Source organism: Martinezella miluonensis (assembly GCF_900094545.1).
GTDB lineage: Bacteria > Pseudomonadota > Alphaproteobacteria > Rhizobiales > Rhizobiaceae > Rhizobium > Rhizobium miluonense.
On sequence record NZ_FMAH01000009.1, the window covers coordinates 1 to 21464 of the forward strand.

General features: G+C 57.7%; 24 protein-coding genes. 7 read left to right on the forward strand and 17 right to left on the reverse strand.

The annotated features are described in order from the left end of the window. The 6 genes from GA0061102_RS10460 to GA0061102_RS10485 all read right to left on the reverse strand — a co-directional run. Positions 1-572: tetrahydrofolate dehydrogenase/cyclohydrolase catalytic domain-containing protein (locus GA0061102_RS10460; protein WP_280949816.1), on the reverse strand; the 572-nt coding region annotated here is incomplete at its 3' end. Positions 573-575: 3 nt separating this feature from the next. Further along, positions 576-1460 (reverse strand): formyltetrahydrofolate deformylase, encoded by an 885-nt coding sequence (gene purU, locus GA0061102_RS10465; RefSeq protein ID WP_092846601.1) that lies wholly within the window; start codon positions 1458-1460, stop codon positions 576-578. A gap of 54 nt (positions 1461-1514) precedes the next feature. After that, positions 1515-2321 carry a 3-methyl-2-oxobutanoate hydroxymethyltransferase gene (locus tag GA0061102_RS10470; RefSeq protein WP_092846603.1) on the reverse strand — a complete coding sequence of 269 codons (807 nt, stop codon included), beginning with the start codon at positions 2319-2321 and terminating at the stop codon, positions 1515-1517. A gap of 24 nt (positions 2322-2345) precedes the next feature. Next, entirely contained in the window at positions 2346-3572 is a 1227-nt protein-coding gene (locus GA0061102_RS10475; protein ID WP_092846605.1) for an NAD(P)/FAD-dependent oxidoreductase, read from the reverse strand. 10 nt (positions 3573-3582) lie between these two features. Continuing rightward, positions 3583-3897: a MocE family 2Fe-2S type ferredoxin gene (locus tag GA0061102_RS10480; protein ID WP_092846607.1), complete on the reverse strand. Its 315-nt coding sequence runs from the start codon at positions 3895-3897 to the stop codon at positions 3583-3585. Positions 3898-3924: 27 nt separating this feature from the next. Then, positions 3925-5013 carry a fatty acid desaturase family protein gene (locus GA0061102_RS10485; protein WP_092846609.1) on the reverse strand — a complete coding sequence of 363 codons (1089 nt, stop codon included), beginning with the start codon at positions 5011-5013 and terminating at the stop codon, positions 3925-3927. A gap of 149 nt (positions 5014-5162) precedes the next feature. On the opposite strand from GA0061102_RS10485, the gene GA0061102_RS10490 reads away from it, so the two are divergent. Then, positions 5163-6191 carry a LacI family DNA-binding transcriptional regulator gene (locus GA0061102_RS10490; RefSeq protein ID WP_092846611.1) on the forward strand — a complete coding sequence of 343 codons (1029 nt, stop codon included), beginning with the start codon at positions 5163-5165 and terminating at the stop codon, positions 6189-6191. A gap of 98 nt (positions 6192-6289) precedes the next feature. Here the strand turns inward: GA0061102_RS10490 and GA0061102_RS10495 are convergent, their stop codons facing one another. The 5 genes from GA0061102_RS10495 to GA0061102_RS32555 all read right to left on the reverse strand — a co-directional run bounded on the left by GA0061102_RS10495 (position 6290) and on the right by GA0061102_RS32555 (position 11515). Continuing rightward, on the reverse strand, positions 6290-7099 hold the full coding sequence (locus GA0061102_RS10495) for a TIM barrel protein (protein ID WP_092846613.1): 810 nt from the start codon (positions 7097-7099) through the stop codon (positions 6290-6292). 157 nt (positions 7100-7256) lie between these two features. Continuing rightward, on the reverse strand, positions 7257-8285 hold the full coding sequence (locus tag GA0061102_RS10500; protein WP_092846615.1) for a LacI family DNA-binding transcriptional regulator: 1029 nt from the start codon (positions 8283-8285) through the stop codon (positions 7257-7259). A 314-nt stretch (positions 8286-8599) separates the two neighbouring features. Beyond that, positions 8600-9625: an ABC transporter permease gene (locus tag GA0061102_RS10505; RefSeq protein WP_092846617.1), complete on the reverse strand. Its 1026-nt coding sequence runs from the start codon at positions 9623-9625 to the stop codon at positions 8600-8602. Between the two features lie 32 nt (positions 9626-9657). After that, entirely contained in the window at positions 9658-11199 is a 1542-nt protein-coding gene (locus tag GA0061102_RS10510) for a sugar ABC transporter ATP-binding protein (RefSeq protein WP_092846619.1), read from the reverse strand. A gap of 37 nt (positions 11200-11236) precedes the next feature. Beyond that, a complete protein-coding gene (locus GA0061102_RS32555) occupies positions 11237-11515 on the reverse strand; it encodes a hypothetical protein (protein ID WP_139115043.1) in 279 nt (92 codons plus the stop codon). Between the two features lie 72 nt (positions 11516-11587). Here GA0061102_RS32555 and GA0061102_RS10515 point away from each other — a divergent pair, with 72 nt between their 5' ends. From GA0061102_RS10515 to GA0061102_RS10540, 6 genes are all read left to right on the forward strand, one after another. Next, on the forward strand, positions 11588-11719 hold the full coding sequence (locus tag GA0061102_RS10515; protein WP_139115044.1) for a DUF1993 family protein: 132 nt from the start codon (positions 11588-11590) through the stop codon (positions 11717-11719). Then, entirely contained in the window at positions 11716-12654 is a 939-nt protein-coding gene (locus GA0061102_RS10520) for an ABC transporter substrate-binding protein (RefSeq protein WP_092846621.1), read from the forward strand. The genes GA0061102_RS10515 and GA0061102_RS10520 overlap by 4 nt, the downstream gene beginning before the upstream one ends. 60 nt (positions 12655-12714) lie before the next feature. Then, complete coding sequence (locus tag GA0061102_RS10525; protein ID WP_092846623.1) at positions 12715-13638, forward strand: amino acid ABC transporter permease; 924 nt, start codon at positions 12715-12717, stop codon at positions 13636-13638. Then, complete coding sequence (locus GA0061102_RS10530; protein ID WP_425348525.1) at positions 13635-14438, forward strand: amino acid ABC transporter ATP-binding protein; 804 nt, start codon at positions 13635-13637, stop codon at positions 14436-14438. The genes GA0061102_RS10525 and GA0061102_RS10530 overlap by 4 nt, the downstream gene beginning before the upstream one ends. A gap of 64 nt (positions 14439-14502) precedes the next feature. Beyond that, positions 14503-15738, forward strand: a complete 1236-nt coding sequence (locus GA0061102_RS10535; RefSeq protein ID WP_245297972.1) for a MalY/PatB family protein — start codon at positions 14503-14505, stop codon at positions 15736-15738. Between the two features lie 5 nt (positions 15739-15743). Beyond that, positions 15744-16211, forward strand: a complete 468-nt coding sequence (locus GA0061102_RS10540; RefSeq protein ID WP_092846629.1) for a RidA family protein — start codon at positions 15744-15746, stop codon at positions 16209-16211. Here GA0061102_RS10540 and GA0061102_RS10545 read toward each other — a convergent pair. The 6 genes from GA0061102_RS10545 to GA0061102_RS10575 all read right to left on the reverse strand — a co-directional run bounded on the left by GA0061102_RS10545 (position 16201) and on the right by GA0061102_RS10575 (position 21251). After that, a complete protein-coding gene (locus GA0061102_RS10545; RefSeq protein ID WP_092846631.1) occupies positions 16201-17199 on the reverse strand; it encodes a LysR family transcriptional regulator in 999 nt (332 codons plus the stop codon). The two genes, GA0061102_RS10540 and GA0061102_RS10545, sit on opposite strands and share 11 nt — an antisense overlap. Positions 17200-17472: 273 nt before the next feature. Continuing rightward, entirely contained in the window at positions 17473-18033 is a 561-nt protein-coding gene (locus GA0061102_RS34035) for a tautomerase family protein (protein WP_092846633.1), read from the reverse strand. 432 nt (positions 18034-18465) lie between these two features. Then, positions 18466-18642, reverse strand: coding sequence for a DDE-type integrase/transposase/recombinase (locus GA0061102_RS33875; RefSeq protein ID WP_092846637.1), 177 nt, complete (start codon positions 18640-18642; stop codon positions 18466-18468). Between the two features lie 116 nt (positions 18643-18758). Continuing rightward, positions 18759-19343, reverse strand: a complete 585-nt coding sequence (locus tag GA0061102_RS10565) for a TadE/TadG family type IV pilus assembly protein (protein ID WP_092846639.1) — start codon at positions 19341-19343, stop codon at positions 18759-18761. A 1-nt stretch (position 19344) separates the two neighbouring features. Further along, positions 19345-19875, reverse strand: coding sequence for a TadE/TadG family type IV pilus assembly protein (locus tag GA0061102_RS10570; RefSeq protein ID WP_092846641.1), 531 nt, complete (start codon positions 19873-19875; stop codon positions 19345-19347). Further along, the gene (locus tag GA0061102_RS10575) at positions 19872-21251 is read right to left on the reverse strand and encodes a TadE/TadG family type IV pilus assembly protein (RefSeq protein ID WP_092846643.1); all 1380 of its coding nucleotides are present in this window, start codon (positions 21249-21251) and stop codon (positions 19872-19874) included. Before GA0061102_RS10575 ends, GA0061102_RS10570 begins: the two co-directional genes overlap by 4 nt. Positions 21252-21464: the final 213 nt, after the last annotated feature.

Here is a 21464-nt window from a genome sequence, read left to right on the forward strand (position 1 = left end):
GTGACAGTCGCATTGGCATTGAGCAGCAATTGCGCCATCGGCTTGCCGAACAGGTTGGAGCGGCCGATGACGGCGGCGTTGAGGCCCGACAGGTCGTCGCCATGAATGCGCCGCACCAGCAGCATGGCGCCGGCCGGCGTGCAGGAAATCAGCCCGGTTTCAAGATCGCCGGTCGCCAGCTTGCCGGCATTGACCACATGTAGGCCATCGACATCCTTGTCCGGCCGGATCGACTGGATGATCGCATCCGAATTGAGATGCTTCGGCAGCGGCAGCTGCACCAGAATGCCGTGGATGGACGGATCTTCGTTCAGTGACTGCACCAAACTAGCAAGCGCTTCCTGCGTCGTCTCGGCCGGCAGCGTGTGCTGCACCGACTTGAAGCCGCATTCCTTGGCCATCTTGCTCTTGGAGTTCACATAGGCGTGGCTGGCCGGATCGTCGCCGACGATGACGACCGCAAGTCCGGTCTTCACGCCGGTCTCCGTCTCAAGCCCTGCCGCCGCCACCTTCACAGCCTCGATCACCGAAGCCGCTGCAACCTTGCCATCGATCACTGTCGCGACAGCCATGGCTCAGCCCATCCGCTCGGATGCGTAGCTTCCGGGGCTTGCCGGGAAGACGACGGTGCGGTTGCCGTTGAGGAAGGTGCGGAAATGGATATGCGCATGGATGGCGCGGGCCAGCACCTGGCTCTCGACATCGCGCCCGATCGAGACGTAATCGTCGGCCGACTGCGCATGCGTGATGCGCGCCGTGTCCTGCTCGATGATCGGACCCTCGTCGAGATCGGCGGTGACATAATGCGCCGTCGCGCCAATCAGCTTCACCCCGCGCTCATAGGCCTGCTTGTAAGGGTTGGCACCCTTGAAGCTCGGCAGGAAGGAATGGTGGATGTTGATGATGCGGCCCGACATCTTCTGGCACATGGAGTCCGACAGGATCTGCATGTAGCGGGCGAGCACGATCAACTCGGTGCCGGTCTGCTCGACCACATCCATGATCCGTGCCTCCGCCTGCGGCTTGTTGGCCTTGGTCACCGGAATATGGTGGAAGGGGATATCGTGGTTGACCACAACTTTCTGGTAATCGAAATGGTTGGAGACGACGCCGACGATGTCGATCGGCAGCGCCCCGATCTTCCAGCGGTAGAGCAGGTCGTTGAGACAATGGCCGAAGCGCGAGACCATCAACAGCACCTTCATGCGCTTCTTGCCATCGTGGATCTCGGCCTCCATTTCGAACTTCGCGGCGATCGGCTTGAAGCCTTCGACCAGCGCCTCCGGACCCACTCCCTGCTCGGAGATGAAGGAGACGCGCATGAAGAACTTGCCGGTGTCGAGATCGTCGAACTGGCTGGAATCGACGATGTTGCAGCCCTGGTCGGCCAGATAATTGGCGATCGCCGCAACAATCCCGCGCGTCGACTGGCAGGAAACGGTTAGTACATAATTTTTCATGCTATGCTGTCCAATTGAAATTCACGAAACGCCATAAAGTGCCGCTCAGCGGCGCTATAGACCGCCCTCGGCAAGCTGCCGCAGAAAGGCCTGCAGTTCCCCTTCATCGATGGCGACGAGATGTCCCTTTGCAGGATACGCACCCGAGCGAACGTCCTCGGCAAACTCTTTGAATGCGGCGGTGCGCTCATTCTGCAGCCGATCATACTCGGCCGCAAAATCGCGGTAAACCCTGGCATGACGCGGCCGGTGCCCGCGATTGCTGCCGAGCACATCGTCGGCAAAGAGATATTGGGCATCACAGCCGCTTCCGGCCCCCATGGAGATCATGAGCATCGAGGTTTTCGCGCTGATCGCGCCGGCGACGTCGCCAGGCACGACTTCGATCTCCGCAGCGAAGGCCCCAGCCTCTTCTAGCGCCTTGGTCTGGCGCCAGATTTCGAAGGCACTCGCAGCGGTCTTGCCGACGGCGCGGAAACCGCCGGTCCAAGTTGCCTTGGACGGGATGAGGCCGACATGGCCACAGACCGGAATGCCTTCGTCCCGCATCCGCCGGATCGTTTGCAGTCCGGCGGCACAATAGACAGCATCACCGCCAGCCTTCAGCACCTTAAAGGCCTCCCGCATGTATTCTTCCGCCGAGACGTAGTCGCCATATTCGAGGCCAGGAATGGCAAAAGCGTTCGGGGCAACCTCACGGAATTCGGGCCCAAGCAACGCTGGCGGCACGGACAGCATATCAATACCGGCCTTTTCAGCGGCCTCGGCTTCCTCAAGCGAGGTGACACGCAGCATGGTGAGCTGCCGCTGACCTTTGAGTGCGAGGAGATCGGCGACAGTCGCGCGACTATGTTTCTTCATTGAAAACTCCTTGGTATGGGACCGTTACGCGGCAAGCAGGGATTTCAGCTTGACGCTGCTTGCCTCCAGAGCGTCTGGATCCGGATGCGCGCGGGCGGCGATCAACATCTCGGCAAGGCGGATGTCGCGGGCGACGGCGTTGCCGCGGCCGATGCCGCTGGCGGCGAGAAGTCTGCCGCTTGCGTCGAGATGAAAGAGGATGAACGCCCCGTCGCCGAGATCGCGCCGCACATAGCTGGTGGCTCCTTCGGCGAGGCCGGCGATCTGCAATGTCAGGTCATACTGGTCGGACCAGAACCATGGCACGGCCGAGATTTCCATCCCTTCGCCGAGCATGTTGGCGGCGGCCAGATTTGCCTGGTCCTGGGCATTGCGCCAGGATTCGAGGCGAACGCGCCGTCCGCCATAAAGCGCCAGCGGAAAAGAGCAGCAATCGCCGGCCGCGTAGATATCGGCTGCCGAGGTTTCCAGCCGCCCGTTGACGGCGATGCCGTTGTCGATCGCGAGGCCGGCTGTCTCGGCGAGCGCGATATTCGGCGACGCGCCAATGCCGATCAACACGAGGTCGGCCGAAATCACCTGGCCATCCGCCAGGTGAATGGTGGCCGTTTCCGCTTCCTCTCGCACGGTCTCGATGGCCTTGCCGCAACGAATGTCGACGCCTTCCAGCCGGTGACGTTCGGTGATCACTTCGGCAATCTCCTCCGGCACGCCTCGCTTCAGCACGCGCGGCAGGCCCTCGATGACGGTGGCGTTGGCGCCCAGCTTGCGCGCGGTGGCGGCCAGTTCCAGGCCGATGAAGCCGCCACCGATGATGGCGATGTGTTGGCCGGGATAAAGAGCCGCGCGCAGAGCCAGGGCATCGGCATGGGTGCGGAGCATGCGGATGTGTCCTCTCGCACCATCAACGCCTGGAAAGGCACGCGGCGAGGCTCCAGTCGCAAGCAGCAATTTGTCATAGCCGAGCGTTTCTCCGCTCGCGAGCCTGACCCTCTTCTCGGCGGGTTCGATGGCGGCCACCGTCGAGTCGAGCAGCAAATCGATCGATTGCTCCCGATATCGCTCCGGCGCAGCCACGAATTTCGGTTCGGTGGTCTCGATAAATGTCTGCTTCGACAGCGGCGGGCGTTCGTAGGGAGCGATTGATTCGGCGCCGATCAGGGTGATATCGCCAGCAAATCCCTTTTCCCTGAGGGAGAAGGCGGCGCGCGCACCACATTCTCCGGCGCCGACGATGACGAAATGTGGCATAGCCTCCTCCTCACAGCCCGATGAATACGGTGCCGTCTTCGACCTTGACCGGATAGGTCTGCAAGTTGACGCAGACAGGCGCGCCCTTGGCCTCGCCGGTCCTGTAGTCGAAACGGCCATTGTGCTTGGGACATTCGATGATGTTGTCCATGACGAGGCCGTCGGCGAGATGGACCTTTTCATGGGTGCACAGGCCGTCGGTGGCAAAATAATCGTCCTCGGGACTGCGATAGACGGCGAAGGTTCGTCCGTCATGGTCGAAGCGGATGACATCCTCCTCGTCGATCTTATCGGCGGCGCAGACTTCGATCCAGTTGTTGCTCATGTTTTCCTCCCATTGCATCTTTGGTGATTATTGCGCGGCCTCGGCAGGCATGGCGCCATGAAACTCCTCGCGATAGGGCCGCGCCGTCGGCGGCAGTTCGCGCTTCAGGAAATAGTCCTCGTTGCGCAACTGCCGCAGGAAAGCGGGTATCATCTCGCGATAACCCGACCACATGGACGGATTGGCCGCCGGCAAGTCATGCTTGATCATCGCATGCAGTCTCGGCAGGGCGTGATAGGGCACCATCGGGAACATGTGGTGCTCGACATGGTAATTCATGTTCCAATAGATGAAGCGGCTCACCGGGTTCATCATGACGGAGCGGCTGTTCAGGCGATGATCGATGACATTGTCGGCAAGGCCGCCATGCTGCAGCAGGCCGGTGAGCACATGATGCCAGGCACCGTAGAGCCGGGGCAGGCCGATGAGCACCAGCGGCAGGATCGAGCCCATGGCGATCGCCGTCGCAATGGTGACGACATAGATTGCCAGCCAGATGCGGGCGATGCGAATGGCCTTCGGCTGCTCCATTTCTGGAATGAAGGTCTTTTCCGCGGCGCTGACGACGCCGGCGGCATTGCGCAGCATGTCGATCACCGCATGCCAGGCGTCCAGTATGCCGAAGAAATTGAGGATGACGCGAAAGAGATCCGGCGGCCGCATGACGGCAATCTCCGGGTCGCGGCCGACGATGACCGTATCGGTGTGATGGCGGGCGTGGCTCCAGCGCCAGGTCACCGGATTGCGCATGATCATGAAGCAGGCGATCTGATAGACCGCATCGTTCATCCAGCGGGTCTTGAACGCCGTGCCGTGACCGCATTCGTGCCAGCGGCTATCCGAGGCAGAGCCGTAGAGCACGCCATAAGCGAGGAAAAACGGAATGCAGATCCACGACCCCCAAAAATAGACCCCCAGGCCGGCAAACAGCGCCATGCTGCCAAGCCAGATGATGGTGTCGCGAATGGCCGGCGCATCGGAGCGCTGCATCAGCGCCTTCATGTCCTTGCGCGCGACATCCGTATGATACCACTCGGCGGCGGCAAGCCCGGTTTCTACCGCCATTTTGCCGCTGGCGCCGAGCAGGCCGTAATCCCGTTTGTTTATCTCAGTCATCGCTATCTCCCGCGGCACGCAACAGCGCGCCGCCTTCATGCCGGAAACGATAGATCGACTTTTCTCTTGCCTCAATGCAGGAATGATGGAATCTATCAAATTACCTCACACCCATACTACACCAATGATGTATTACATCAGGAGCAGCCATGCGTCGCCCGACCATTTCAGATCTCGCCAAGGCGTCCGGCGTCAGTGTCGCCACGATCGACCGCGTGCTAAACGGACGTCACCGCGTTCGAGAGGAAACGGCAAGACGGGTCTATGAAGCAGCGCAGGAGATCGGCTATCACGCCATCGGCCTGCTGCGCCAGCGCGTCTTCGAGGACCTGCCGCAGTATCGCCTGGGTTTCGTCTTGCAGAAGCCAATGCAATCCTTCTATCAAGCCTTCGCCCGGGAGATTAGCGTGGCAGCGGCAGCTGCAACCACGGCTAAATTACAGGTTCAGATCGAATATCCACCGGTGTCGACGCCAAGCGCGATAGTCGAGAAAGTAAGAACACTGGTAATGCGAAACCAGGCAATTGCAATAGTGGCACCTGATTATCCGGCCGTGGAGGCAATCGTTGAGGAATTTAAGGAGAAAGGCATTCCAGTATTCTCCATACTCTCAGACTTTGCGGCTGGCGTTCGAGCAGGTTACTTTGGCCTCGACAACAGGAAGGTTGGACGCTCCGCCGCCTGGACGATTGCGCGAATGGCGCGCAAGCCTGGTAAGGTGGTCTGCTTTGTCGGTAGCCACCGCTTTCATGGTCATGAATTGCGCGAGATGGGCTTTCGCTCTTATTTCCGCGAAAATGCGCCCGAGTTCGAGGTGTTGGAGACTATGGTCAACCTCGATACGGTCGATGTTACCCATGAGACAATCTCGACGCTTCTGCAGAAGCATCCCGATCTCGTTGGCATTTACGTCGCTGGTGGTGGAATGGAAGGAGCAATCGCAGCGCTTCGAGAAGAGAAGCGCACAGGTGATATCACGCTCATTGTCAACGAGTTGGTCCCCGAGAGCAAGGCGGCGCTGATGGATGGAACCGTTACCATGGCCATTTGCACTCCACTCCCCGCCCTTTGCCGCGAACTTGTCGCTCAGATGATCAGTTCGATCGAGGGGAATACTCAGGCGACGGCACGCCAGACATTTTTCCCTTTTGAAATTTATATCTCTGAGAACATCTGAAGGGGAGCTACATGAATGCGCAATTGGCCGACCCTGATAAGAGTAGTCCACCAGGGTCGGTGATCTCTATAAGTCCTTAGTCCTCGTTGTTTGATCGATCACTTTGCCTTCAGAGCAGCTTCGATAAAATCAAGGGAGGATTTGATTGCCTCACGCGGTCTGTCGAGACTATGCACCAACGGAGAGAAGCATTCGTAGGAAACCGGTCCGACATATCCTGCTGCCTGCAGAGCTCTGATCTGCCCAATATTGTCCAACCGATCTCTGCTGTCCACGAGCACGCGGTGTTCGTCCTCCATCTGGTCGAGTCGCAAAGCCGGATCGATGACGGCCGATATGTGGACGATCCCGGTATGAGTAGGAAAGACTGATCCGCCATCCGCCAAGGCATGATGAAACGTGTCATGAACGAGCTTGTAGCGATGAGCGGCGCCAAGTGCGTTGATGGCATCCACGAGCTCTGCCTTATAACGCAAGGAAGATCGCTGGAAGCCAAGCGGTTCGACGAGTGCCACCAAATCAGCCTCCTCAAGGAGTGGCAGTATGGCAGTGAGCGACCGGTTGAGATTATCCTTTCGTTCCCGCTCTTCTGTTCCAATTCCCTCGTTTCGTGGGATCAGACTGATAGTTTCCGCCCCAGCATCTTTGGCGATCGCAATTAAATCCTGAACCTTGCTGTTGATATCCTCGGACCAGAAGTTGAATGGATAGACCTGGGACAGGCCAACAATGCGCAGACCGCGGTCGTGCGCCATTGTACCCGCCTCTGAAGGCGAAATGCCGTCAAATAATTGGCGCTGCAGGTCGTTGCGAACTTCAACCCCGCCACAGCCGAGCGCAGCCGAGAGATCCAAAAAGTCAGGGTAGCTGAGATTTGGAGCCGTTATTTGATTGAGTGCCCAGAACATATTTCCTCCCAAAATATTCCGTCCCCGTATCTCGGACGAACGTGTTACATCCCCTATCCAATGCCCAAACCCTCCGTCGTGCGCAATTCTCCAATGTCTGAATAGCGCATCCATGAGGTTGTCGGAATTTCTCCCCTGAGGTGTTTTACCTCATTTCTCAAACGGAAGGAGGCAGGAAGAGCTGCGGCTCGAGAAAGCGCTCTCCGGCTGTCTGGGAATGGTCTTTAATGGAAGCGCCTGCCATAAGATCAACAGCTTCACGGCAAAGCTCCGCCAACGGCGTGCCTATGACCATCATCGCATAGCCGTCCGAAAGGGCAGCACGGCTTACCGAGGTCAGCTCATTCACGACCAGTTTCACCTCTCCTGGCGCGCGTGCCTCACGCAATGCCGCAATGGCGCCCTCCATCCCCCCGCCAGCGACGTAAATTCCCCTGAGGTCTGGGTGCCGTTCAAGCAGGGCAAGTGACGTCTCATGCGTGAGCTTTCGAGTTTCAAGATTGATGATCGGCTCCAACAACTGCAGATCCACGTCTGCTTGGCGCAAATATGAACGAAAGCCAGTCTCCTTCAGTTCGTGCCCTTGCCAGCGATTGCTACCCAGGAAAATTGCCACTTTCCCCCTTTGGCGGGTAGCCGTCGAGATCATCCATGCCGCCAAACGTCCCGCTTTGAGATTGTCAAGACCGATGTAGGCTTCACGCGCGTCTCGCGCAAAGTCATTGAGCAAAGCAAAAACGGGTACCCCTTCCCGTCGCAAAGCTAATGCGGCTTCGTTCACAGCACTATGGTTGACGGCCGTACAGGCGATGACATCCGACTGCATGGCAAGTTCGTGCATAATCACCGCGAAGTCCGCCGGCGACTGAGATGGCGAATATCGAATAACCACCTTACCTCGAAAATCCTTCCGAGCGGCTACCGCTGCATGTAATTCTCGACTAAGTGATTGGTAGAACTCCTGTTTCTCCTTGATAAGGAGAAAGCCGAGCTTGAGCTCAGGAAGCTGTATCGCTAATTGTCGATCAATAAGACCGCTGGCATAGTAGGCTACTCGATGCGCTGCTTCTGCAACCTTTCGCGCGGTATCTTTGCGTACGACGCCTCGATTGTGAATCACGCGATCGACGGTCGCCTTGCTTACCCCCGCCTCTCTTGCGATATCTTCTATTCTGGTGCGCTTCATGCAAATCCTAACGAGCTCTTCCAGATCACTGATAGCACAACGACCGCTCGACAATTGGGCCGCATCAACGAACAGCAACGCCTCAGTCTACGCCAAAAGAACAGTTCCCCCAACAACAGTCCGATAATGCTAATCTCTTTCATGGACGCCTCCTTTAAATGGTGATCAACGTCTCCATTCTGGCGCATCGATGCCGTCGGGGGCGTCCCCCATCAGAGCAGCTGTCGCGAACACTGCGTCGCCCTGCGCGCCAAACTAAAGAAAAAGGCGAGGTAAAACCCCGCCTCAACATCACAGATGATAGTCCGGGCTTTTCAGCGTTTGGCCCGCTTCTTCTGGCGGTAGCCGTCGATGGCGACGGCGGCGACGATGATGACGCCCTTGGCGATTTCCTGGTAATAGGCGTCGACGTTCAGGAAGGTGAAGCCGGAAATCATCACGCCGAGGATGACCGTGCCGATCACCGTGCCGGCGATGCGCCCGACGCCGCCGGTGAGCGAGGTACCACCGATGACGGCAGCCGCGACCGCATCCAACTCATAGCTTACGCCCATGCCCGCCTGTGCCGTCTGGACGCGAGCAGCCGTAATGATGCCAGCAAGCCCGGCCAGAAGCCCCGCAATTGCATAGACCTTGACCAGATGCCCCTCGACATTGATGCCCGACACGCGCGCCGCCTGCACATTGGCGCCGATCGCATAGGTGAACTTGCCGTAGCGGGTGTAGCGGAGCACAACATGGAACGCGACGGCGATGATCAGGAAAACGATGACGGGCCAGATTCCGGAACCGATGAAATTGAACTGATCGGTGAGACCGGAGATCGGTTGCCCCTTGGTATAGAGCTTCGACAGACCGCGCGCCGCGACCATCATGCCGAGCGTCGCGATGAAAGGCGGAATTTTCATCCGGGTGATGAGCTGACCGTTGATATAGCCAGCAAGCAGGCCGATCAAAAGCCCGACGCCGATCGGAACGAAGAAGGGCATGTCGGTCAGCGCCGGATAGACGGCTCGCCCCCAGGTGGAGGACTGGGCAAAACTCGCAGCGATCATGGCGGTCAGGCCGACGACGGAGCCCGACGACAGGTCCATACCGCTGGTTATGATGACCTGCGTCACGCCGACGGAGATGATGCCGATGACGGAGACCTGCAGGATCATGATCTTCAGGCGCTGCACGTTCATCAGGAAGCTCTGCCCGACGAAGATCCAGCCGAGGATTTCGCAGACGAGCGCAATGCCGATCAGCACGAGGAAGATGCCGAGTTCGGGCGGAACGCGGCGACGTCTCGGACGCGTCAATGCCGGTGCTGCCGCCTCTGCAACTTTGCTAACCATGGTTCAATCCTCCCTTGCGATGATTGACGGCGTCACTGCGCCGCCAGCTCCATCACCTTCACTTGAGTTGCGTCCGCTCGATCCAGGAATCCGGTGACCCGTCCCTCATGCATCACCATGATGCGGTCGCTCATGCCGAGTACCTCGGGCATTTCCGACGAGATCATCACGACGGCGACGCCGTCGCGCGCCATTTCGGTGACCAGGCGATGGATTTCCGCCTTGGCGCCGACATCGATGCCGCGCGTTGGCTCGTCCAGGATCAAAATGCGGGGCTTGGTAAGCAGCCACCGGCCGATCAGCGCCTTCTGCTGATTGCCGCCGGAAAGATTTTCGATCCTCTCATCGAGGTTGGGCGTCTTGACGCGCAATTTTTTGGCCATTTCCTCGCAGGCCTGCTCGATCGGCCCTTCCTGCACGAAACCACCGCGCACGAACTTGTCGTGCAGCACCGCGACCTGCATGTTCTCAAGCACGCTGAGAATGAGAAGACAGCCCGTATCCTTGCGGTCTTCTGTCAGGAAGGCCATCCGGTGACGGATGGCGTCCGCCGGCGAAGAAATCGCGGCCGTCTTGCCGAAGAGCTGGATGGTCCCGGACGATGCCGGTGTCACGCCAAAAATGGTTTCGGCGACATTGGAGCGTCCGGAGCCGACCAGCCCGGCGACGCCGAGGATTTCACCGGCCCTGACATCGAAAGAAACATTCGAGAACACGCCGTCGAGGCTCAGATCCTTGACCGAAAGCACGGTGTCGCCGATCGGCACCTCCTCCTTCGGGAACATCTGGGTGATCTCGCGGCCGACCATCATGCGGATGATGTCGTCGCGGGTCACATCGGTGGAGGCATGCGTGCCGATATATTTGCCGTCACGGAACACCGAGAATTCATCGGCGATCTCGAACAGCTCGTTCATCTTGTGGGTGATGTAGACGATGCCGATGCCCTGTTCACGCAGACCTCGGATGATCTCGAACAGATGCGCCACCTCGCGCTCGGTCAGCGCCGAGGTCGGCTCGTCCATGATCAGCACGTCGGAATCATAGGAAACCGCCTTGGCGATCTCGACCATCTGCCGGCTGGCGACCGAAAGCTCGCGCACCTGGATTTCGGGATCGATCGAAATGTTGAGACGGCGGAAGAGCTCTTCGGTCTTGCGGCTCATTTCGGTGTGATCGACGAAGCCGAAGCGGTTCTTCGGCTCGCGCCGGATCCAGATATTCTCGGCAACGGTCATGAACGGCATCAGGTTGAGTTCCTGATGGATCATCGCAATACCGTTTTCCAGCGCATCCAGCGGCGATTTCAGCCGGATCTCGACGCCCTTGAGGCGCACTTCGCCCTGGTCGGGAATATAGATACCGGCAAGGATCTTCATCAGCGTCGATTTGCCGGCGCCGTTTTCGCCCATCAGCGCATGCACGGTGCCGCGCTTCAGACGGAAGGAAACATCGTCGAGGGCCAGCACGCCCGGAAATTCCTTGCGGATGCCTTCTGCGCTGAGCAGATAGGCGGCATTGGGGACAGCGCCGCTGGCGCGTACCGCAGCCATGGTGGATGGGCTGACAGCCATTTTTTCCTCCCGGATACGGCGCCCGGCCGCACCCCTCCTAAATACCGGAGCCCCCGGTTTCGACCGCAGGACCTACAATCAATTCGGCCGTCACTCCCATGGCGGCCACATTGAAAAACGGAACAAACAAACCGTAAAATTCTTTATGCGGAATATTCATTCCATTTTTCAACACAAAGGTCAACACTATTTCTGACTGCATCGCAGCAGGAGGTGTTCGATAGGTAGTGAAGGAATTTTCAGCTGTGGAAGGCTGTAAAAGACGGGGCTCGAACCCACACCAGGGCCACTCAACCCGATGGAGCAGATATTCCATCGACATCGAGTGACCTAAAATGCCGTCGATATCGGGCCGAAATCCCCCGCCGGTCGACAACGGAGAACCAACATGTTCTCGATGTATCGCTTTTCCGCTCCCGTCTTTCAACGCAGCCTTACAAACCTTTCGACCTATCTCGACAAGATCGAGGCGTATGCCGCGGAAAAGGGGCTCTGTTGCAGCCAGTTCCCGGATAAATGAACCATATTCATTTTCGAATTCCGTTCTATCAATTATTAAGCATGTACGAGGGCAGCTATGATCGGGTTCTCAAAATAAAGAGGGAACCTACAATGACTAAACAGATCCGTTTAAGCATCGTCGCCGCGTGTGTCCTTTTCGCCAGTTCGGCCGCTGCGGCAGACGTCAGCGTCGCCAAGGACGTCAAACAGAGCCGAGTTTTCGCCCCGGCGATGTCGCTGAGCTACGTCCCCTTCGGAATGATCGACCCCTCTGGCAAGCCAGCGGGCTTTGACGTCGAACTTGCCCATCAGGTCGCCGATCTCCTCGATGCGGAACTGAAGATTCAGACGGTGACCTTTCCCAACCAGATTCCGGGTCTCGTTTCCGGGCGGCTAAAGGTAGCGTGGAGCACCTTTTCCGTTACGGCGGAGCGCCTGAAGCAGGTCGATTTCGTTGGATATCTCCAGGCTGGCTCGGTTGCGGGGGTGCTACCTGCTAACACCGAAAAATGGAAGAAAAGCCTGTGCGGAGCTACCGTCGCGGTGGCCCAGGGCTCGTCGGGGGACTTCGTAGTCGACAAGCTCAACAAGGACTGCGCAGACGAAGGAAAGCCTGAGATCAAGAAGACAATCTATCCGGACCAACGGCAGGAAATTCAGGCGACGCTGACGGGCCGTGTCGACGCCTGGCTAGACGACTCCACGGTCGTTGGTAACTTTCAGCAACAGAGTAAAAGCCAGCTCGTCGTAACCGGACCCAACTATTACCCGCTGCCTCTCGCCATGGCTGTCGCAAAGGGAGACATGGAAACCGCCGAAATGCTCAGGTCTGCCCTGCAGGCACTTATCGAAAACGGCAAATACGGTGAACTCCTCAAGAACTACAATCTTCAGGATTCCGCCATCGAAAGAGCCGTCATCTACACAAGCGCGGACCAAGTGCCCCAGAAGTAACCGCTGAAGGTGCGACGACGCGCGGCGGGAGCCGTGCGTCCTTTTCGATAGGACAACGACATGCCTGATAACATCACCACCTACAACGTGTCGGACCTGAGGACGATACCGCTTCGTCACCCGTACCGCTGGGCCGCCGCCGCGGTTGTTGTCGTTCTGATGCTCCTCTTAGTACGCGGCGCAGCGAGCAATCCCAAGCTCCAATGGGACTTGGTCGCCCACTATCTTTTCGATCGGCAGATCATGAGCGGCCTGCTCCAGACCTGTCTTCTCACCGTAACGATCATGATCGTCGCGATCCTGGTAGGCGGGGTCGCCGCCCTCATGGTGCTTTCGCCAAGTTCATTACTGTCCATCCCGGCCAAGGGTTTCATCTGGTTTTTCCGGGGAGCGCCAGCCCTCGTGCAACTGATCGTCTGGTATAACCTGTCTTTGTTTGTCGAGCGCATCGAGCTAACCGTACCCGGCCTCGGCACGTTAATCTCGGTTAGCACGAACGATGTCATGACGCCGTACGTCGCCGCCGTGCTCGCTCTCGGCCTCCACGAAGCCGGGTACATGGCCGAGATCATCCGCAACGGCATTCAGTCCGTCGGAAGGGGGCAGACAGAGGCGGCCCTCTGCCTCGGCATGAAGCCCTCGCGGCTTATGTTTCGCATCATCATTCCCCAGGCGATGCGAGTCATTATTCCTCCAACCGGCAATGAGACGATCAATCTCCTCAAAACCACGTCCCTTGTGAGCACCATCGCCGTCGCGGATTTGCTCTACACGGCGCAGGCAATCTACAGCCGAACCTTTGAGACCATTCCGCTCCTGATCGTCGTTACGATCTGGTACCTCGTCGTCGTCACGTTGATGTCGATTGGTCAGTACTACCTCGAGCGGCGCTATTCCCGGGACGAAAACGCCAGGAATGCCAGCCTCTCAGATATCACCGCCGCCTTCTTGTTCCGGTTCCGTAGAGAGGTGCCAGCAAAATGAATATGTCACCGAAACACCATGAGCGGTTCGGAATTTCTTCCGACACGATCGTTCACGCCAGGGGGGTGAGCAAATCTTTCGGCGCTCTCCAAGTACTGAAGAGCGTCGACCTGGATGTACCGTCGGGCAAGGTCGCGTGCATCATCGGCCCCTCGGGGTCGGGCAAGAGTACCTTCCTGCGGTGCATCAACCATCTTGAGAAAATCGACTCCGGGCTTCTCCTCGTCGACGGGGACCTCGTCGGCTACCAGTTGAGGGATGATAAGCTCTACGAACTCCCGCCGTCGGCCATTTGCCGTAAGCGCGCGGAGATCGGGATGGTTTTCCAGCAGTTCAATCTCTTCCCGCACATGACGGTACTGGAGAACATCATCGAGGCTCCGGTCCATGTTCGAAGAGAGCCGGTGAAGGAAGCGACTGAGCGCGCGTTGCAGCTCCTGTCGAAAGTTGGCCTGGCTGAGAAGCGATCTGCCTATCCCCGTCATCTTTCAGGAGGTCAGCAACAACGCGTGGCTATTGCGCGGGCGCTGGCAATGAACCCGAAAGTCATCCTGTTCGACGAGCCGACCTCCGCTCTCGATCCAGAGCTTGTCGGCGACGTTCTCGAAGTGATGAAAACCCTGGCGCGTGACGGGATGACGATGGTTGTCGTCACGCATGAAATGGGTTTTGCGGCCGAGGTCGCAGATCAGGTGATCTTCATGGACGGCGGTGTCGTCGTCGAAGCTGGTAAGCCATCAGAAGTTCTGTCCAATCCGTCGTCGGCGCGAACCAGGGAATTCCTTTCGCGCGTTCTCTGACCTCGAACTTCGATAGAAAAGCGAAAAAGGCTCGCCAGCCATCTGGTTGGGCAAGGAGGATACATTGTCTAAATTACTTGTCGGGGCGGATGCCACGCCCGCTCCTTATGATTTCGATACCGTGCTTGACCGCGGGAATCTTAGCACGCTGAAATGGGAAATGGAGATCGCGCGCGCGAATGATCCCGGCCTGCTATCCTTCGGTACTGCGGACATGGATTTCCGGTCTCCGCCGTCCGTCCTTAAGGCTGTTCAAAGCGTCGCCAAGGAGGGACATTTCGGATATCCGCTGAAGCGACCCGGCTACTACGAGGCAATCGTGGGCTACCTTGATCGGCACTTTGGCTGGAAGGTCGAAAAGGATTGGCTGGAATCGGGAGTCGGGATCTACCAGTCCATGCACCCCGTTATTACCGAGCTGACCGAGCCAGGCGATGAGATTATCTACCAGCCTCCGGTTCATCACGTTTTCGCCGAGATCATCGAGGCAAATGACCGCGTGGCCGTGCCAAACCAGCTCCTCAATCGTCGAGGCGCCTACGAAATGGACTTTGCAGGGCTGGAGGCGGCGATTACCTGCCGGACGAAGCTGCTGCTCCTTTGTAGCCCACACAATCCGGTTGGGCGTGTCTGGACGTTGGGTGAGTTGCGTCTGCTCGCGGCGATATGTGAAAAGCGCAACATCATCGTCGTCTCTGACGAGGTGTATTCGGGCTTGCTCTATCCGGGTTCGACCTTCGTCGCGTTCGCGTCCCTCTCGCAGTGGACGTCTATGAACACCTACACGATGATTTCGCCGAGCAAACCATTCAACCTGACGGGGCTCAAGCACTCGATCGTAATTGCCGCCAATCCGGCGTTCCGCGCCGCTTACCGAAAGGGTATCGCGCGCACAAACCTGCACTATGGAACCAGCATCTTCGGGCTCGCCGGTGCCGAGGCAGGTTACCGTGATAGCGACGACTGGACCAACGCTCTTATGCAATACGTCGCTCGGAACTTCGAATACGTCCGCGCGCAGTTCGGCAAGCACCTTCCAGAGGTCACCCTGACGGTTCCGGAGGCGACGTATTTCTCATGGCTCGATCTCGCTCCGCTCGGTGCCGCGAAAGAACGCTACCAGGCGCTCATCGAGCGCGCGGCGCGACTTGTGGTGACCTATGGGGAGTCGATGGGGCGGGGTGGCGAACAGCATATCAGGCTCAACCTCGCGACCCCGCTTTCAAACCTCGCGGCTGGGGTTGATCGTCTCCTCGCCGTCTTGGTGCCGCTTACCGGCCGCGACTACTCGAAAGGATAATCACGATGCCTACAGTCGAAGAACGCGCCCGCATGCTCGGGATCACTTTTCCGGAGCCGCCGAAGGCGGTGGCAAACTACGTGCCGACCCATCGAGTCGGAAATCTCCTCTTTGTGTCCGGACAGCTCCCGATCGATCCGTCCGGAAACGTCCTTGCGACTGGCGCAGTAGGGAAGAGCGTGGGTATCGAGCTCGGCGTTCAGGCCGCCCGCCTTTGCGCCATCAATGTTCTGGCTCAGGTCCGGGCCGCAGTGGGCAACCTGGAAAGGATCGCCCATGTTGTTCGGCTTGGCGGTTTCATCACGAGCGCCTGCGATTTCACCGATCAGGCCGTCGTCATGAACGGTGCGTCGGACCTGATGGTCGAGCTCTTCGGTGACCGAGGGCGTCATACGCGCTCGACCATCGGGGTTTTCGCACTTCCCAAAGGCGCGAGCGTCGAGGTGGAGGCGACCTTCGAGATCACGACTTAGCGCGGTACCGCTGATGGATGTCGGTGAGCAGAGTGTTCATGCTAAAGTCGAGTTCATCGGACACGCTGACCACGAGATCGCGAAGCCACTTGTGACCTGGATCCGCCTCAGACTGGCGATTGTAGATCATGGAAATAGCGACTCGTGGGAGGGGAATTGGCGGTTCGAGCATGAGCGTTTCGCTGGCTGGATCGAGCGTGAGGAGAACGCGACTTCCAACAATAGACATAAGGTTTGTACCCCGGATTACCCAAGGGGCTGTCTGATAGTGAGGAATCGTCGCCTGCACCTTGCGGCTCCGTCCCATGGCAGCCAGCGCCTTGTCAGCCACTCCCTCGCTCAAGCCGTCGATCGAAACCTGCAGATGAGGTGCCGCGACATAGGTGTCCAAAGTGAGGCCTTTCGATAGGAGGTCGTTTCCCGACCATGCCGCGCAGAGATTCACGTCTTCCGACAGGACCAGCGACCGGAGTTCGAAATGGTCTAGCGTGAAGTTTCCGAGAACTGCACAATCGAGTTCTCTGCTGAGGATCATCGCCTTGGCGCTGGCATTGTGGGTATGAAGAAAGTTGAGCTTCGCCCCCGGCGCCACCTCGACGAAGCGCCGGGTGAACAAAGGCAGGAAGCCAATTGCCGTGTAGTCGCTGATGCCAATTCGGAACGCGCGCGTACTTCTGCCTGGATCAAAGTTGATCTGCTGGTTGAGGGTTGCGAAAATCGCTGTTAGCGAGGGCGTTACTATCGCAGCCAGCTCGCTGGCGACCGCCGTCGGTTCCATCCGGCCTTCGGTCCGCACGAAGAGGTCGTCACCCACCATGGATCGCAGCTTCCCGAGTGCATGGCTGACAGCAGACTGTGTGCGTCCGATTCTTATCGCCGCTCGATTGACATTGCGCTCGGCCATCAGAGCGTCGAAGACACGCAGGAGATTTAGGTCGAGTTGATTGACCAATACCTCGCGTTTATTTCTTCGTGGTCCGTCTGCCATCCGATAGAATCCGTTGCCCTTGGAAGATACTGAAGATCGGCCTACATCCGGTCAGCGACGAGATATTCAGAGCGACACCCTACGGCCGCCAAGCCCATCGTCTTTCGATGAAATGTTGATTATTAGCAAGCAAACCGGCACTTTCATAGCGGCTCCTGACAGGGTCTTTGACGAGGTTCCGAAGCCCGGCACACTTCAATGTCGAGGAGTGTCTTGGGTGGCGTGTGTCTCTGAACGCAATTCGCCGCATTGCTGTCGATCCTATTGAGCGAGTCAACCGAGGTGCGATCTTCCGCAATCGGCGGCCATTTCAGTTGTGGTTCGGTCCCTTTGCTCTTTGTTCAGCTTGTCGCAGGCTGGAACACCTGCTCGAACCAAGAGGCCGGCCCGGGTTCCAGCGGTCGCCCTCTCAGACGTCCAGTATTGCCCAAAAAGGTCGCTCATCCCGTACAGTGACGACCTCGTCGTCCACAAATCGCCCTCCAAAAACTGCGCTCCACCAAGGCCGAATGACCAATCTTCATCCGTGTTTTCTACAAAGGAAATCATGAGGTCAGACGGTGGGACGGCGCATTCGTTGGCGAGTTCGTGGCAGAGATTCTCATAAAAGGCGGCCTTGTCTGATTTTGTTCGAGGCCCAGAGACCACTTCAAGGAGAACAGCATTTTCCATACGCTCAAAACCCAGGCCCGTGTCAAGTGCCCGGAACCGAGTGGAGTGAACCCTTCGGGCTGGACCAGCGATGCGCTTCAAACTAAGCCGCCTGCTGGGCGAGTTGGGTTTCAAATTCTGCTGGTGACCTGTAGCTGAGGGCTGAGTGCACCCGCCTGGCATTGTAGATCATCCTCGAAGAACCTGGGCAAGCAGTCAGCCACGTCCGCGAAGGTCTCGTAGCCAGCGGGGTAGATATCTTCCACTTTCAAAGTCTTCATAAAGCTTTCTGCCTGCGCATTATGATAAGGGTTGCCGACGGCGCTCATGAAACCGTGTAGACCAGCGGCATCAAGCGCCCGTCGATAGGTCTCACTTGCGTATTGGCATCCGCGATCCGTGTGGTAAATGCAGCCAGGAGGAGGCCTTCTGTTCTCGATGGGGGCAGAACAAGATTAGTGCGAAATCGTACGCTAATCAAATTCGTCCATATTTTCCGTAGTTTGTCGCCTGTACTGAATACGAAGTCTTAGGGTGAAATGCTTTTAGGGCCCAGTTTTGGGAACGAATATCGATCTCGAGCATCACTTCCTCAGCTAAACGTACGATTTCGCACTAATCTTGTTCTGACCCCTCGATGGCCGAATACAACACCGCGAGCGCTAGCGGCGTGTCCAGACGTTTTGACAGGCCATAACCGACGACTTTCCGACTGCAGGCATCGAGAATGACAGCCAGATAGCAGAAGCCAGTGGTAATGCGGATGTATGTAAAATCAGCCACCCAGACCATGTCGGGTCGCGCCGGGATCACATTGCGGTAGAGGTTCGGGTAGATCGGGTGACAAGGAAATCCGCCTGACTATGCCAAGGCGGAGAGCCTACTGGAGGCAGCAAATCGGGATGAAGCTAGTTGTACGTAATTTTGTCAGCTGTTCGCGGCCGATTGAAAAAGTAGCGGTCGAAGCTGTAGCCGCTCGTGCCGGTAAAGCTGCCAAGCAGATTTGATAGCGGCGTTGTAAACTTGTACTGCACTCGGGTCAGGACGACCTGCACGCCATCTTCCTGTATCTTCGCAGGCACATCAATCGGGCTTGCTGCGCCCGCAGCAAGCGAAGAGGTGTTAAATGCGGCCGACCAGTTTACTGTCGCAGCCCCGTTTGTCGGCACATCCTCGACCGCGACCGTAATGGTCAGTCCCGTCGTATCATAGGGCTGCAGGATGAAGCTCATTCCCGAGAGCAGTCCGGCAACATTGGATTTTGTCCATGTGCCTTGCTGCGAAATCACATCTCCGGTGGTGGAGGCAATTTCGTCAATCTTGCGGCTGACGGTCAAGGCATGGCCAAGATCAACGGTCGCCGCCAGAAGGAGGACCAGGATCGGCAAAACGAGCGCAAACTCCACGCCTGATGTGCCGGCACGATCCTTTGCCAAGCGCCGAAGACAGAGGGCGGGAAACCGGCGCTTTGGCTGATTGTGTTTGATTGTCATGTCACGACGGCTCGTTACGAAGCAGAACGGTTGCACCAAGGAGATAACGACCATCCGCCAGCTTTGCGCTGGAATAGGTGAAGTAGTTGACGACGGAAGCCCAAGGCAGAAACGCCTGCACCAGCATGTAATCGCTGGCCTTGCCGGTGGCAAAAGTCTCGGTGACGGCAAGATTGCCTGTGCTGTCAATTGGCGTGGCGCTGGTGATAGACGACAGGTTGGAGATAACATCGACCTTGATCAGGAGATTGTCCGAACAGCTGAAGGTAAGAGCCATATCCGCACAGATTTTTGCCTTGAAGTCGGTCAGCGTCATACTGGCCGATGCGGCCTCGCCGGTGCGGATCATACGGGACATCTTCTGCACTGACGCATCAAGGCTTGAGGCTGCGAAGAACATCACGGAGACCTCGATGATGGCGAAGATCATCAGGGACAGCGGAAATATCAGCAGCGCGAATTCGACCGCAGCCGCTCCCTTGCGATCGGCAAGCAGGCGATGCAGAGGTTTCGATAGTCCGAACCGCATCATTGGGTTAGCCGCACGGATGCAAGATATTGCGTGAAGAGCGCCGAGAGGCCGGCGACGATATCCGTTGACGACGAGGCCGAAATGAATAGGCTCTTGGATGAAGCGCAATCAGCAAGCGCGTAGGGAATGTAGTCGCGCCGCGTGATGCTGGCGGATACACCGCTATCCATGATGCCGCCCCAGGTGCTGCGCCAATTGGCGCTCGACATCGTCGAGCCGACCGTGTTGTTGTAGCCCCAGTCGGTGGTGATGGGCAGATATTCTGTGTAAAGAACCGCCATGGTGTTCGACTGGTTCTTCAAATATGCGCACCAGTCAGGATTGATGGGGGCGACCTTATTCCAGGATGGTCCGGCGGTCTTGATTTTTGAACCGGACCACGTCACGCCATCTGTCACCCACTCGCGCTTCGACTGAACGCCGTCCGTCAACAGCAGGACCAATTTGAGTGGCTTGGCGAGGGAACTGCCATCTCCGCCGGTACCGACCTTCTGCTGCAGAGCCGGCAGGGCGACGTCGAAGAAAGTGTAGGTGGTGGATGTCGCGCTGGTCAGCCCATAGCTGTCATCCGAGAGGCGCTTGCGCGCGGTGGGCGTGTCCAGCGTAGGAGCGAGAACTTCCGTGGAGGTATCCCCGAGGCTATAAAGCCCAACCTTGATGCGCTCGTGATTGCTGTCGGCATCATCGATCAGATCGATGACCTCGTTGACGGCATCCACTGCAACATCCGCTCGCAGCTTTATGCCCTTGGCACGCGCGTAAGCATAGTTGTCGACATAGCTCACGCCTCCAGTCTTGTGTGCATCTCCGGTATGGCAGGCGAACTGACAGCCAATCCCATTATACATCGTCTGCTGACCGGCGCTCGTCGCAGCCAGCAGCATGGAAGGGGATTTGTCGATAACGATATAGACGTTCAGATAGGATGTCGCCGGGCCTTTGACCGAGCTCACGACTCTAACCGGGACATTATCGATATCGGCAATCTTCATGAGCGTCGTCGAAACGACGCCGCTCGCAGTCGCTGTTATCTTCTGGTTGCTCGTGTCTATCTCAATGTCGCCGATGGAGTAGCTGCTTTCCGCCTGAGCGCTGAACCAATCCTCGACTTTCTGTTTGAGAGCATCAGTGTCAGCGGTATTGATCTGCTTCACCGCCGCGATCAACGCCGCGTCGAGGTCGCTCTGCATGCGCTGCCTGACATTGTAAGCCCGGATATAGTCGAGGCTTGCACCGACTGCGAGGATCATCGGAACCAAGGACAGGGCCATAACGATCGCGACATTGCCGCTTCGGCTTTTAAACAATGTCCGTAAGACACCAATGAGATGATCGCGGAAGATAGAGTGTCTTGGCTTCAAAGTCGGCACCAACATTTATCATACTAATGCACAACTCAGGCCGATTTGCGGTTAATCAGTTCTTTACATAGCCGCACGACCCGCTGAATTCCCGGCGACCGGCTCAGATTTCTGCGCAATTCGGCTAAGATGCGCGTTTTGGATGTCGCGTGAGGATAGCTCGGGCGATTCGACATCCTGTCTCGACAGACTGTTCAAAGCCCCGCGAGATTTCAGAAAGGCTCAACA